The 12603-nt window shown below is 71.3% G+C and carries 14 protein-coding genes; 6 read left to right on the top strand and 8 right to left on the bottom strand.

Going from position 1 to position 12603, the window contains the following annotated elements; translation table 11 throughout:
- The first annotated feature begins 96 nt into the window (after positions 1-96).
- Positions 97-1227 carry a site-2 protease family protein gene (locus tag ACWCO3_RS08280; RefSeq protein ID WP_450009125.1) on the top strand — a complete coding sequence of 377 codons (1131 nt, stop codon included), beginning with the start codon at positions 97-99 and terminating at the stop codon, positions 1225-1227.
- Positions 1228-1289: 62 nt separating this feature from the next.
- On the opposite strand, the gene bdeA is transcribed toward ACWCO3_RS08280, so the two are convergent.
- From bdeA to ACWCO3_RS08265, 3 genes are all read right to left on the bottom strand, one after another.
- Positions 1290-2201 (bottom strand): bis(hydroxyethyl) terephthalate hydrolase, encoded by a 912-nt coding sequence (gene bdeA, locus ACWCO3_RS08275; RefSeq protein WP_450009123.1) that lies wholly within the window; start codon positions 2199-2201, stop codon positions 1290-1292.
- 142 nt (positions 2202-2343) lie between these two features.
- On the bottom strand, positions 2344-3612 hold the full coding sequence (locus tag ACWCO3_RS08270; protein WP_450009121.1) for an FAD-binding protein: 1269 nt from the start codon (positions 3610-3612) through the stop codon (positions 2344-2346).
- The gene (locus tag ACWCO3_RS08265; RefSeq protein ID WP_145779506.1) at positions 3609-4361 is read right to left on the bottom strand and encodes a hypothetical protein; all 753 of its coding nucleotides are present in this window, start codon (positions 4359-4361) and stop codon (positions 3609-3611) included. Before ACWCO3_RS08265 ends, ACWCO3_RS08270 begins: the two co-directional genes overlap by 4 nt.
- A gap of 120 nt (positions 4362-4481) precedes the next feature.
- Between ACWCO3_RS08265 and ACWCO3_RS08260 the strand changes: the two genes are divergently transcribed.
- Positions 4482-4904 (top strand): hypothetical protein, encoded by a 423-nt coding sequence (locus tag ACWCO3_RS08260; protein WP_145779505.1) that lies wholly within the window; start codon positions 4482-4484, stop codon positions 4902-4904.
- 7 nt (positions 4905-4911) lie between these two features.
- On the opposite strand, the gene ACWCO3_RS08255 is transcribed toward ACWCO3_RS08260, so the two are convergent.
- From ACWCO3_RS08255 to ACWCO3_RS08240, 4 genes are all read right to left on the bottom strand, one after another.
- Positions 4912-5319: an LLM class flavin-dependent oxidoreductase gene (locus ACWCO3_RS08255; protein ID WP_450009138.1), complete on the bottom strand. Its 408-nt coding sequence runs from the start codon at positions 5317-5319 to the stop codon at positions 4912-4914.
- Between the two features lie 162 nt (positions 5320-5481).
- Positions 5482-6525: a hypothetical protein gene (locus ACWCO3_RS08250; RefSeq protein ID WP_145779504.1), complete on the bottom strand. Its 1044-nt coding sequence runs from the start codon at positions 6523-6525 to the stop codon at positions 5482-5484.
- Positions 6525-6794, bottom strand: coding sequence for a hypothetical protein (locus ACWCO3_RS08245; RefSeq protein ID WP_088988188.1), 270 nt, complete (start codon positions 6792-6794; stop codon positions 6525-6527). Before ACWCO3_RS08245 ends, ACWCO3_RS08250 begins: the two co-directional genes overlap by 1 nt.
- 497 nt (positions 6795-7291) lie before the next feature.
- Complete coding sequence (locus tag ACWCO3_RS08240) at positions 7292-7846, bottom strand: Uma2 family endonuclease (RefSeq protein ID WP_450009117.1); 555 nt, start codon at positions 7844-7846, stop codon at positions 7292-7294.
- A gap of 231 nt (positions 7847-8077) precedes the next feature.
- Between ACWCO3_RS08240 and ACWCO3_RS08235 the strand changes: the two genes are divergently transcribed.
- From ACWCO3_RS08235 to ACWCO3_RS08220, 4 genes are all read left to right on the top strand, one after another.
- Entirely contained in the window at positions 8078-8557 is a 480-nt protein-coding gene (locus tag ACWCO3_RS08235) for a hypothetical protein (protein ID WP_450009115.1), read from the top strand.
- 75 nt (positions 8558-8632) lie between these two features.
- Positions 8633-9856: an MFS transporter gene (locus ACWCO3_RS08230; RefSeq protein ID WP_450009113.1), complete on the top strand. Its 1224-nt coding sequence runs from the start codon at positions 8633-8635 to the stop codon at positions 9854-9856.
- A 2-nt stretch (positions 9857-9858) separates the two neighbouring features.
- Positions 9859-10800, top strand: a complete 942-nt coding sequence (locus ACWCO3_RS08225) for an RNA polymerase sigma-70 factor (RefSeq protein ID WP_208745131.1) — start codon at positions 9859-9861, stop codon at positions 10798-10800.
- Positions 10801-10882: 82 nt separating this feature from the next.
- The gene (locus ACWCO3_RS08220; RefSeq protein ID WP_450009111.1) at positions 10883-12070 is read left to right on the top strand and encodes an NAD(P)/FAD-dependent oxidoreductase; all 1188 of its coding nucleotides are present in this window, start codon (positions 10883-10885) and stop codon (positions 12068-12070) included.
- Positions 12071-12144: 74 nt separating this feature from the next.
- Here ACWCO3_RS08220 and ACWCO3_RS08215 read toward each other — a convergent pair whose 3' ends face one another.
- Positions 12145-12288 carry a hypothetical protein gene (locus ACWCO3_RS08215; RefSeq protein ID WP_167524779.1) on the bottom strand — a complete coding sequence of 48 codons (144 nt, stop codon included), beginning with the start codon at positions 12286-12288 and terminating at the stop codon, positions 12145-12147.
- Positions 12289-12603: the final 315 nt, after the last annotated feature.

Raw genomic sequence — 12603 nt, 5'->3', positions numbered from 1 at the left:
TGAGAAATAGCTGCCAGAGACGTTCCTGACCTATTTCTCATCACATGATCACTGGAGACCCGGCATGTCGGCGACCGGCGGGGGTATCCCGGCGGGATGAGGGCGAGTTTCCGGATCGGCCGTGTCGCGGGAGTGCCGGTCGGCGTCAACTGGAGCGTTCTGGTCATCTTCGCGTTGATCGCGTGGGGGTTGGCCGCCAACCAGTTCCCGCGTTCGTACCCGGACCGCTCGCCGGTGGCGTACACCCTCGCCGGCCTGGCCGCGGCGGTGGTCTTCTTCGTCGGTCTGCTCGCCCACGAGGTGTCGCACGCGGTGGTGGCCAAGCGCAACGGGCTCACCGTCGACGGCATCACGCTGTGGCTGTTCGGCGGGGTGGCCGAGTTGCGGGGCGAGCCGCGTGACCCGGGCGCGGAGCTGCGGATCGCCGGCGTCGGCCCGCTGGTCAGCCTCCTGATCGGAGCGTTCTTCGGTGCCGTGGCCGCGCTGCTCGCGCTGGCCGGGCAGGGTGGGTTGCTGCTCGGGGCGGTGGCGTGGCTCGCCGGCATCAACGTGCTGCTGGCCGTCTTCAACGTGCTGCCCGCCGCGCCCCTGGACGGCGGTCGGTTGCTCCGTGCCGCGGTGTGGAAGGCCACCGGTGACCGGACCAGAGCGTCAGTGGTCGCCGCCCGCGCGGGCTGGGTGCTGGGTGTCCTCCTGATCGGCCTCGGGTTGTGGCAGTTCCTGTCCGGGATCGGTTTCGGTGGGCTCTGGCTGGCCCTGATCGGTTGGTTCCTGATCGGCGCGGCCGGTGCGGAGGAACGGCAGGCCCGTACCGGAAGCGCACTGCGCGGCATCCGGGTGGGCGACGTGATGACCCCGCAGCCGCAGACCGTCTCGGCGGAGGTGACGGTGGCCGACTTCGTCGACCACTACCTCTTCGCGTACCGGCATTCGGCGTTGCCGCTGACCGAGGACGGCCGACCGATCGGTCTGGTCACCGTCGACCGGGTACGGGGCGTACCGTCCGACCGGCGGGCGTCGACCACCCTCGCGGAGGTGGCGTGCCGGGCCGACGACCTGGTGCTCGCCCGACCGGGTGAACAGCTCAACGACCTGCTCCCCCGGCTCAGCGAGTGCGCCGACGGCAGAGCTTTGGTGGTCGGCGACGACGGCCGCCTGACCGGCATCGTCTCCCCCAGCGACATCGCCCGCGCGGTCCAACGCAACACCCTCGCCGGCACCCGGTGATCATGAAGCTGTTGCCACGACACGCCACGCCGGGTGGCAACAACTTCATGATCACCAAAGAGTCAGGAGTGGGGGCAGGTGTCCCGGTACTCCTGGATGGTGGTGGAGGCTTGAGGGGCGGGGCAGAGGAACTGGTCGTAGCGGGTGTCGTCGTCCACGAAACGCTTCAGCCAGGAGATGCTGTACTTGGCGACCGTCACGTTCGTCGAGGTGGGGGCGGAGTGACTGGCGTTGTTCAGCTCCAGGTACGCCTTGTCCAGCGTGGACGGCAGGCTGGTGTAGAAGGGCTCGGAGTGCGACGAGACCGGCGCCACCGAATCGTTCTCCGCGCCGACCACCAGCGTCGGCACCCGTACGCCGGACCAGTTCTTGATGGTGTGCCAGCCGGTCAACGGGATCGCCGCCTGCAACTGCGGCCGTGTGTTCGCCGCCGAGAGACTGCCACCGCCGCCCATCGAGTGCCCCATCACGGCGAGCCGGTTGCGGTCGATCCGGGTACGCACGCTGCTGGTGTTGGTCAGGTAGTCCAGGGCTGCCAGCAGTTGCGTGCCCCGGCTGGCCGGCTGGTCGTAGCGGGACAGCGTGTCGATCGTGATCACCACGAAGCCCTGCGAGGCGAGGCGCGGCCCCAGCCAGGCCACGCTGGACTGGGTGGCGGTGTAGCCGGGTGAGATGGCCACTGCTCCGAAGGTGCCCTCGGCGGTGCTGGTCGGGTAGTAGATCGTTCCGCCTCGGAAGCCGCTGACGCTGGAGGCGGCGACGGCGCTCTGGGCGATGGCGAACGCGCCCCTGCTGGCCTCGATGCTGGCCACGGTGGGGGCCGGGCCGCGCTCGTACGGGCTTGCGGCGGCGTGGGCGGCTGACGCGGGGCCGAGACCGGCGCCGACCAGAACCAGGGCGAGCGCCCAGCGCAGGCCACGACGCGGGCGGCGGGCGGGTAGTGGGTCGGGGGTGATGGCGGGTACGGGCTGCATGTCTCGCTCCGGGGGGTGGAGCCGACGGTCCCGGGACGGGGACCGGACGATGAGACTCATCGACATGCATCAGTGTCTTGCGGGGTCCCGCAACTCACCAATCCCAGCCGCCCCATGCCACCGCGCTATGGCACGGGCCGGGTCACCGGGGGAAGTAGCGGTCCAGGACGTCGGTGCGGAACGTGCCCTTCGGGTCCAGGTCGGTCAGCAGGGTGGTGAAGTCCGCGTAGTGGGGGTAGCGGGACGCCAGCTCCGCCGGGTCGGTGACGAAGACCTTGCCCCAGTGCGGGCGGGGTGCGAACGGCGCCAGGCGCTCCTCCACGGCGGCCACCACGGGCAGGACGGCGGCGGTGTCCTCGATCCACGTGAAGTGCACGACGAAGCTGTCCCGCCGGTGGTTCGGGCTGAGCCACAGCTCGTCGGCCGCGACCGTACGCAGCTCGCACACCAGCAGCACCGGGGCGATCAGGTGCGCCACGTCGTCCAGCGCGGCGAGCGCGTCGACCGCGGCGGAACGCGGCACGTGGTACTCGGACTGCAACTCGTCGCCGCTGCTCGGGGTGAACCCGAGCTTGAAGTGCGGCAGCCGCTCGTGCCACGGGCCCGGCTCGCCGAGTTGCGGGGTACAGTTCTCCGGCGGCATCCCGAGCACCGGGTGTCGCGGCTCGTCGGCGGCGGTGGTGCCGAGCCAGTCCGCCGAGGGCGGCGGTTGGTCGGCTGCCTGCTTGCGCCACACCTCGCGCAGTCGGGGCGTACGCCAGTCGGTGAAGACACTCACGCTGCACGCCGAGCCGAGCGCCTCGTCCAGCGCCTCCCGGTCGAGGTCGAGCCGCACGTACTGGCGCAGCTCGAAGGCCGGCACCACGTCCAGGGTGACCCGGGTGACCAGGCCCAGCGCGCCGAGCCCGACCACCATGCCGGCGAACCTGTCGGTGTCACGGTCGACCCGCAGCAGGTCGCCGTCGGCGGTGACCAACTCCAGGCCGGCGACCGCGCTGGCCAGGTTGCCGTGGGTCTGACCGGAGCCGTGGGTGGCGGTGGCCACCGCCCCGGCGACCGAGATGTGCGGCAGCGAGGCGAGGTTCGCCAGCGCGTACCCCTGGGTGTGCAGCTGTCGGGCGAGGTCGCCGTAGCGCATCGCGCCGCTCACTGTGACCTGCCCGCGCTCGTGGTCCACCTCGACGGTCTGGGGCAGCCCGGCGAGGCTGACCAGGTCACCGTCGGTGTCGCCGAAGCGGTTGAAGGAGTGCCCGCTGCCCACCGCCCGGAGCCGGGTGCTGCCGGCGACCAGTCGGCGCAGTTCGTCGGTGGAGGTCGGTCGGTGGAACGCCCGCGCGGCGTACCGCACGTTGCCGGCCCAGTTGCGGCGCGGCACCTCGGGAGCTGCGGCCTGCGGTCCCTGCTCGGTCATGTAGCGGTCTCCCGATCGGTGGGCTGGTGGTCGGCCAACGCGGTGACGAGGGCGTCCAGAACCGTATCCGTCTGGACGGTGCTGTAACCACGTTGGGCGATCGGCAGACCGGCGGCGGTGGCGCGTTCGATCTCCCCCCGGGCCGCCTGCCGGGCCGACGCGTCCCCGGACATCAGGGCGTCCTGCCCGCGTCGGATCAACCGGTCGACCCGTCCCATCTGGTAGCCGCGCAGCCCGACAGTGAGATCCGGGGTGGCGAAGGCGTCGCGACGCAGCGCGAGCAGGTCGACGAAACGGTCCCCGGCATGGCGGGCGAGAGCGGCGGACACCTGCTCGGGCTGCTCGCGGACCTGGTCGAGGACGAGCAGCTCGATGGCCGGGCGGCCGTCGACCGGGTGCCGGGCGGTGACCAGCTCACGCGGCACACCCTGCACAGGAACCAGCAACAGTCGCGGCGGTCCCGCGTAGCCGTCGCGTCGGGGCGGCTCGTCGAGGACCAGGGTGTCCACCTCGTCCCACCGGATCTCCCGGCGCAGGCCGGGCCGCCGGATGCTCAGCCCGTCCGCGTGGATCCCGAACCGGAACGGCCGCACCGCGCTGACCAGCGCGACCGCGCCGAGCGCGATCGCCCCCACCGCGATGATCGTCCGTAGCAGGTGGCCGTCGCTGGGATAGACCAACAGAAGCACTCCACCGAGTACGCACACCAGGGCGAGCGCACGGGCCCCCCGATTCCGGCGCAATTCCACGCTCGGACCCCCGTTTCATGACCGTGGCGTCGGTCCCGACATCTTCCGCCAGACCGGGCACCAGGGACACCGGTCGATCGGGCACGGTTGTTCTCGTCGTCGTCGGGGAACCCTACGCCCATGAGCAGCTACCGCGATCCGGCCGCACGAGGTGACGTCTTCCCCTCCGAGGAGGAGCTGGACCCGACCGGGACCGGCATCGAGCAGGCCAGCGCGCCACCGGCCGGCGGGTTGCCGAGCCACCCGGCGCCCACTCCCGGTCCCCGACCCACACCGGCACCCGCGCCGGCCCCCACGCCAGTGCCGGCACCCGGGCCGCCGCCACGCGCGCCCGGTGCCCAGTCGATCGTGACCCACCACCTGGACGGTTCGGTGGAGGTGGTCACCGACCTCGACGGCGACGGCGTCGCCGACGTCGTCCAGATCGACGTGGACGGCGACGGCATCCCGGACATCACCTATGTGGACAGTGACCGGGACGGGCGCCTGGACACCGTGCTGGGCGACCCGAACGCGGTGGGGACGGGCAACCACCGCGCCTGACCGGGCGTCAGAGTTTCGCCATCACCTCGCTGGCGACCAGTTCCAGGTGCTCCAGGTCGCCGAGGTCCAGCACCTGGAGGTAGATCCGCTCACTGCCGATGTCCCCGTACCGGCCGATGGTGTCCAGGACCTCGGCGGGGGTCCCGGCCAGACCGTTGGCCCGCAGCTCGTCGGGCTCGCGACCGATGGCGGCGGCCCGACGGGCCACCTCGGCGTCGTCGCGCCCGCAGCAGAGCACCAGGGCGTTGGACCAGACCATCTGGCCCGGGTCCCGGCCGATCTCGGCGCAGGCCGCGCGGACCCTGTCGAACTGCGCCGCCGTGTCCGGCACCGAGGCGAACGGCAGGTTGAATTCGTCGGCGTAGCGGGCGGCCAACCGAGGGGTGCGCTTCGGGCCCATACCGCCGAGCAGGATCGGTGGGCGCGGCTGCTACACCGGCTTCGGCAACGCGGGCGAGCCACCGACCGGGTAGTACCGGCCCGGGTGGTCGGTGAAGATCCGCAGTTCCATGATCCGAGCATAGGGTTCCCCGGTCGGCCCGGCCGGCAGTCGTACCGACCGGGTCGCCAGGGTCACTCAGACGTACGGCCGCTTGGCGTACGCCTCGCGCAGCGCGGCCAACCCGGTCGCCTTCGGGATCAGGGTGCCCCACCCCGAGTTGAAGTAGTTGGTGCGCACGATCCGTGGCCCCCGCTCGGCGTTGAGCTGGGCGATCGCCGCCGGCACGGTGGCGATCCAGGCGGCCTGGTTGGGGATCTCGGCCACCCGCACCCCCCACTCCGCGATGATCACGGGCCGGGACAGCGCCACCGGGCCGAGATCGGCCACCGCCCAGTCCTTGGTACGACGGAACCGGGCCAGCGCGGTGTGGTTGGCGGCGGTGCCGTACACGTTCCACTGCAGGAAGTCGAGGCGGGCCATCAGCGACTCCTGGTGGGTGCGCTGAAAACAGGCCCGGTCGAAGCCCCCCAGCCCGATCGAGAACGTGGTGTTGCCGGGCAGGGACCGCGCCTTGAACCAGGTGATGATGTAGTTGATCGCCTGTACCGCCCGGGCATCCGACTCGGCCCAGGTGTACGCCTTGCCGTCCTCGGTGGTGCCGAACTCGTGGTCGGTGTCCAACTCCGAAGCGAGCTGGATGTTCACCCCGAAGCCGAGCGTCCGGTACTGCGACAGGGCACGGGCGAACAACCCGTCGCACTGCCCCTTGATCACCTGCCCGTAGCCGTACGCCTTCGGGAAGGTCGTGCCGGGTCGCTGCTGGATGGTCATCGACGGCGCCGGGACCGTGTAGCTGACGCCGTCGACCGTGAAGCTCTGCGGCCCCTGGTTGGGCGCGCCGTAGTGCTTCAACTCCAGGACCATGTTCATCTGCACACCGGCCTTGCCCAGGTTGACCAGCCAGGGCCGGTTGTAGCCGGGGAAGATGAAGCCGTCGGCGAAGCTGCGGTACTGGGTGAGCGACCGGAAGTTACCGCCGGCCATGTCGGCGGTCGGGTCCGCGCCCCCGGACAGGTAGTAGCCCCCGAGTACGGGTTGCTGTTGGGCCAGGCTGTAGTCGACGCCGGCCGTCGCGGTGTTCCCACCGGCGTCACGGACCTGGACGGTGACCCGGGGCATCACGCCACCGACCGGTACACGGCCACGGAGCCGTTGTCGGAGACCCGGGTCCAGGTACGCCCGGAGTTGTCGGTGACGGTCACGGTGAGCGGATCGATGACCGCGGTGACCTTGACCGGCGCGCTGCTGTTGCCCTGCGCGTCGGTGACCACGATGGTGACGGTCAGCGGCTTGGTGTCGGCGTCCGAGTAGGTGACGGTCAGCAGCATCTGGTCGCCCGGCGCGAAGACGGTGGCGTTCAGGGCTGCGGTTGCGGTGGGAGCGGCCATGTCGGGCCCTTTCTGGCTCGGTCGCCAGGCTTCGGCGCGCGGTCGAGCGACGCCGGACCCGGCGGGGTCCACAGTGCGAAAGGCCGGCGGGGCACGGGGACGGCAGGCACGACCGGTGGGAGGCGTCGCCTGACGACCGGCGGTGCTGACGTCCCTGTCCCGGTGGGCGGAGGCACCGCTGCGGGCGCCCGCAGGGGTGTCAGTGGCAGCCCGGGCCCGTCGTACGCGTGACCGGCACGGCATCTGTGCCGTGACCGCCGCGGCATCGAGGCCGGGCTGGGTGAGGGCGGCGCCGGTACGGACGATGGTGTCCCCGCCGGGGCCGGAGGATCAGGATGTGGCCCGCCACCCGTCTACCTCCACCTGCTCCAAGGGTGCTCTACCAGGGGCTTTACCGTCTTGTCCGGTTTGTGACAAGGCCGCTGGCAGGACCCGGCACGCGACTAACCGCCTCCCGGGCACCCACACCGGGACAGCTGGGTCGTCCGCGCTGGCGCTCAGTCGAGATGGTCGGCGGGGACGGTCTGGAGCAGCCAGGCCAGTGGCATCCGCGCTTGCGCCTCGTACGCGCCGCTCCCGTTCAACCGGTGCAGGGTGACGGTCTGCGCGCTGTCCCGATCGACGACCCAATACTGCGGAATCCCCGCCGAGGCGTACTCGCGGACCTTGGTCACCGAGTCCATCGCCTCCGAGCCTGGCGAGACGATCTCCACGACAAGCACGACGTCGGCGACCGCGGCCCAGACACTGCGGATCGGCGGCTTACGCCAGACGCTCAGGTCGGGAATGCGCCCGCCGTCACCGTCCGGGCCGGAGATGCGGACGCCGGCCGCTTGGAGCACCTGCTCGGCGGGCCATCCGGCCATGATCAACCAGGCGAACAGGCGACTGGCGATCATGGCGTGTTCCGAATCGGGCGGGGGCATGACCGACAGGACCCTATCGGGGCTGGTCTCGTAGCGGTGACCATTCGAATCGGCAGCGTTCATCGCTGCCACGTCGTCGAGCGTCACAACAGCGGGCATGTGCATGCCGACAGCCTCCGCGCTCATAGGCCTCATCCTAGGCGACCTCCGGCCGCTGATCAGCGCACCCGACGGGCGCACGGCGGTGTCGTCCGATGCCGTGGATGGTGATGACGCATCCCGACGAAACGCCGCTGCGCACGTTGCCGCAACGCTGCGACCGCGCCGGCAGCCCGGTCCGGCTGAACGTGCGCGGTGGACGTGTTCATGCGACGCGCGCCCGTCAACGAGCCTGCGTTGTCAATGTAACGTTGACACGTGGCATCGGAGCTGGCCCGTCTGGCGAACGTTCGGATCACTCGCGCGCGGTTGGACGAGGAGGAGCTGGACCTCATCGACCGGGCGCGCCACGAGGGCGCGACGTGGGGGCAGATCGCCGCGGCCCTGGGCCTCGGCAGTCGTCAGGCCGCCGAACAGCGTCGACAGCGCCTGGTGACCGCTCGGCGGTCCCGAACGCAGCAGCACGACCTCCACGTCTCGCCGCAGATCGTGGCACTGCGTAACGCTGTGGCGGACCTGGGGCGATGGATCGCCGCGGATCGCCGCTGGGACGCGCGGTTCGGCCGAGCGGCGCTCGTCCGCCGCACTGTGGAGGTGGCCCTGGACGCCACTCCCGGCGCGCTGTACGAGCTGGCCCGGCATCTCGCCACGGACCTCGGCGAAGCGGGCGAGTCGCTGCCGGCACCTGCTCGAACCGCCGCAGCGAAGGTCGACGCCGCGTTGTCAACAGCTGGTTGACAACACTCCACTGCATTGCTCGGAAAGGGCTCAAGAACCAGGATGTGAGTCGTCCCGACTCAACCTGGAGGGCCGATGCGGCGCAACGCCGGACTGTTCGTGGGGATCTCGTTGGTGTCCGGCTTCGGCAGCAGCGCCATGTCCCTGGTGGCCGGCATCTGGATCCTCGACCTCACCGGCTCGACGAGCCTCGCGGCCCTCGCCGGGCTCTGCGTGTACGCCCCGGTGCTCACCGGCCCGTGGCTGGGCGGCCTGCTCGACCGGGCACCCCGGCGGCCGCTGGTCATCGCCGTCAACCTCCTGCTGGCCGCCGCGCTGCTGACGCTCCTCGCGGTACGAGGGCCGGAACAGACCTGGCTGATCTTCGCCGTCTCGTGCGCCTACGGCATCAGCTACGTGCTGATCGACGCGGGTGAGACGGCGCTGCTGCCGTCCGCGCTGTCGCCGACGGAGCTCGGCGACGTCAACGGGTGGCGTTCCAGCGCACAGGAGGGAATGAAGCTCGTCGCTCCCCTGGCCGGAGCGGGCCTCTACGCCTGGCGCGGCGGTCACGCCGTCGTCGTCCTCAGCGCGGTCATGCCCGTCCTGGTCGCCCTCCTGTACGCGGTGCTCCGCCTGCACCGGACACCTCCCGGCCGGCCCGCGCGGCACTGTGGCGGCCCGCGTACCGGACTGGTGGTCCTGTTCGGACAGCGGGCGACGCGTCTGCCGATCGTGCTCGCGGCCGTCTCGATCGCCATGTCCGGCTTCACGACCGCGGCGATCTACGCGATGGTCGTCACGGAACTGCGCCTGCCGGCGACGTTCCTGGGGGTGCTGGCCAGCGCCCAGGGGGCCGGCTCCATCGTGGGTGGGCTGTTCATCGGTCGGATCATCGCCCGGCTCGGTCCGGTCGCCGTCGGCGTCGCCGGGACGGTGCTGTTCGCTGTCGGTTGTCTGGCCCGCTGCCTGCCGTGGTGGCCAGCCACTGTCGCCGGAGCGGTGATCGCCGGGGTGGGCCTGCCCTGGACCCTGGTCGCGGCGGTGACCGCCGTGCAGACGCACACGCCGCCGGCTCTGCTGGGCCGGGTCTCCGCGACGGCGAACACGGCGATGTTCGGGCCGCTTGTCGCCGCGATCCCCCTCGGCTCGGTGGCCGTGCACCTCGGTGCCCGCCCGCCGCTCGTCACCGCCGTCGTGCTCTGCCTGACGGCCGCGGTCGCCGTGTTCCACAGCCCGCCGACCCCGCGCGGCGCAGCGAGTCGGCGGTCACCGCGGCAAGGGTACGACCGTCCGCCGCACCACCTGGATACTGTCTAGCCATGCCGCTGAGTCCGGACGAGGTCGAGCTGTTCGAGCGCTCCCGGGCTCGTCTGGAGGCGATCGCCTATCGCCTGCTGGGCTCGGCGAGCGACGCCGAGGACGCCGTGCAGGACACCTTCCTGCGCTGGCAGGCCGCCGATCGGGGGCACGTCGAGACGCCCGCAGCGTGGCTGACGAAGGTGCTCACCAACGTGTGCCTCAACCAGCTCACCTCGGCGCGGGCCAGGCGGGAGACCTACGTGGGCAGTTGGCTGCCCGAACCGGTCCTCGCCGGAGACCGGATGCTCGGCCCGCTCGACACCGCCGAGCAGCGTGAATCGGTCTCGATGGCGGTGCTCACCCTGCTGGAGCGACTCTCCCCCAACGAGCGCGCGGTGTACGTGTTGCGTGAGGCCTTCGGCTACTCGCACGGCGAGATCGCCGAGATCATCGGCCGCACCGAGTCGAACTGCCAGCAGACCTACCGGCGGGCCAAACAGCATGTCGCCGCGGAGCGGGCCCGCACGGAGGTCGACCGCGCCACCGCCCAGAAGATCATCGCGGAGTTCCTGACGGCGGCCAACAACGGCGAGATCCAGCGGCTGGTCGAACTGCTGACCGACGACGTACGGAGCACCGCCGACGGCGGGGGCAAGATCCCGGCCCGGTCCTCGATCACCGGGGCGATGGCGGTGGCGAAGTTCCTGCGTGGCCTGTTCAAGCCCGCCGACGTCAAGCGGGACCTGGTCGGGGGGAGTCCCGCCGTGCACATCGCCGCCGCGAACGGCGGTCCGGCCGTGGTCGTGGTGATCGACGACCGGGTCATCGGCGTCATGTCCCTGGACGTGACGCCCGACGGCGTCGCGGCCATCCACAACCAGGTCAACCCCGACAAGCTTGCCCGCGCCACTCGTCAGTGGTCCGCGACCCCGCACGAGGAAGCCCTCTTCCGCGCCTGGTGACCCAGCTCATAGCCAACTCCTGTCAGGAAACGCGTCGCTGCCCGGTTCAGGAAGCGACCACCGCCGAGACAGGAGCGCCACCATGAGACACCGCATCGTCGTCCTCGGAGCCGGCTACACCGGAGCCATCGCCGCGGGACGCCTCGCCAAGCGACTGCACCCCGACGACACCGAGATCACCGTCGTCAACGCCGACGCCGACTTCGTCGAGCGGGTCCGCATGCACCAGCTCGCCACCGGGCAGGACCTCGAACACCTCCCGCTACGCGACGTCTACGCCGGCACCGGCGTCACGCTCCGACAGGCGCGGGTCACCGCCGTCGACGTCGACAGCCGGACCGTCGCGCTGGCCGACGAGCACGGCAACGACGAGATCGCGTACGACACGCTCGTCTACGCCCTCGGCAGCACCGCCGCCGACCACGGCGTCCCCGGCGTCGCGGAGCACGCGTACGACATCGCGGGCAGGTCTGCGGCGTTGCGGTTGCGTGACCGCCTCGCCCACCTCGCGGCCGGCGGGACCGTGCTCGTCGTCGGCGGAGGCCTCACCGGTCTCGAAGCGGTCACCGAGATCGCCGAGGCCCGGCCGGACCTCGACGTCGCGCTCGCGACCCGGGGCGGTCTCGGCGACTGGCTCAACGACAGGGCGCAGCGGCACCTGCGCGGCGTCTGCGACCGGCTCGGCATCACCGTGCACGAGCACGCCGACATCGCCCGGGTCGACGCGACCGGCGTGGTCACCGGCGACGGCAAGGTGATCCCGGCCGGGGTGACGGTGTGGACGACCGGCTTCGCCGTCCACCCGATCGCCGCCGCCACGACCCTGGCGGTCGCGGCGACCGGGCAGATCGTCGTCGACGAAACCATGCGGTCGGTCTCGCACCCCGAGGTGTACGCGGTGGGCGACGCCGCGATTGCCGAGGGACCGGGCGGCAAGCCGCTGCGGATGTCCTGCGCCTCGGGCGTCCCGATGGCCTGGCAGGCCGCCGATGCCATCGCCGCCCGGCTGACCGGCCGGTCGAAGTTCCCGAAGGCTCCGCTGCGCTACTTCAACCAGTGCATCAGCCTCGGCCGCCGCGACGGCATCATCCAGTACGTGACCGCCGACGACCGGGCCAAGCCGTCCCTCCTCACGGGGAAGCTGGCGGCGCGCTACAAGGAGTTCGTCTGCAAGGGCGCGACCTGGGGCATCTCCCATCCGATGCTGTACCCGGTGCGCCGCCACCGCATCACCGCGAACCGGCCGGAGAGCATCACCACCACCTCGTGACACGCCGTCCGGGTGGTGTGGGGCGGGCCGGCGTTCCCCGAGACACCGGCCCGCCCGCAGTCCCCCCGGCGGTGTCAGTCGCCGTACTCCCAACCCTGTGTGGTCACGGTGGGCTCGGCAGTGTTCGAGACACCACCGGCCAACGCTGGCGCGGCCATCCCGCCGATCGCCAGCAGGGCTCCGACCGCCATTGCGGACATGACACGACGAATTCGCATGGACTCTCCTCACTCGAACAGGTGGGCTGTCGGGTGGACAGCGGGACGTGCTCGGGGCCCCCGTAGCAGGCGGAACTCGTCACCCGATCTTGCGTGGCCAGCGCCAGAGGTGACCGGATCTCAGCGTATTGACGCCGGCTCGGCGACCGCCACCGTCGACGCCTGTTCCGAACGGACGTACACCTGTCCGGGCTGCTCAACGGCCTGTTCGGGCTTGTTCGCAGGACCCACCCGTCGTGGCCGAGCCGTCCGAGGGTGGGCAACGTGGCCGCCTCGCCCTCGCGGCGATGCTGATCCGCCGGCCGGGCGCACTGC

This window comes from Micromonospora sp. NPDC002411, assembly GCF_053592955.1.
The sequence above is the reverse complement of the archived record's forward strand: the minus strand, read 5'-3'. Positions and strand labels throughout refer to the sequence as shown.

Excerpts from the sequence above, each read along its gene's own strand:
- ACWCO3_RS08245 (WP_088988188.1), bottom strand. The coding sequence starts at position 6,794 with ATGGCCGCTCCCACCGCAACCGCAGCCCTGAACGCCACCGTCTTCGCG.
- ACWCO3_RS08250 (WP_145779504.1), bottom strand. The coding sequence starts at position 6,525 with ATGCCCCGGGTCACCGTCCAGGTCCGTGACGCCGGTGGGAACACCGCG.
- bdeA (WP_450009123.1), bottom strand. The coding sequence starts at position 2,201 with ATGCAGCCCGTACCCGCCATCACCCCCGACCCACTACCCGCCCGCCGC.
- ACWCO3_RS08215 (WP_167524779.1), bottom strand. The coding sequence starts at position 12,288 with ATGCGAATTCGTCGTGTCATGTCCGCAATGGCGGTCGGAGCCCTGCTG.
- ACWCO3_RS08225 (WP_208745131.1), top strand. The coding sequence starts at position 9,859 with ATGCCGCTGAGTCCGGACGAGGTCGAGCTGTTCGAGCGCTCCCGGGCT.
- ACWCO3_RS08230 (WP_450009113.1), top strand. The coding sequence starts at position 8,633 with ATGCGGCGCAACGCCGGACTGTTCGTGGGGATCTCGTTGGTGTCCGGC.
- ACWCO3_RS08220 (WP_450009111.1), top strand. The coding sequence starts at position 10,883 with ATGAGACACCGCATCGTCGTCCTCGGAGCCGGCTACACCGGAGCCATC.
- ACWCO3_RS08260 (WP_145779505.1), top strand. The coding sequence starts at position 4,482 with ATGAGCAGCTACCGCGATCCGGCCGCACGAGGTGACGTCTTCCCCTCC.
- ACWCO3_RS08240 (WP_450009117.1), bottom strand. The coding sequence starts at position 7,846 with ATGAGCGCGGAGGCTGTCGGCATGCACATGCCCGCTGTTGTGACGCTC.
- ACWCO3_RS08280 (WP_450009125.1), top strand. The coding sequence starts at position 97 with ATGAGGGCGAGTTTCCGGATCGGCCGTGTCGCGGGAGTGCCGGTCGGC.
- ACWCO3_RS08270 (WP_450009121.1), bottom strand. The coding sequence starts at position 3,612 with ATGACCGAGCAGGGACCGCAGGCCGCAGCTCCCGAGGTGCCGCGCCGC.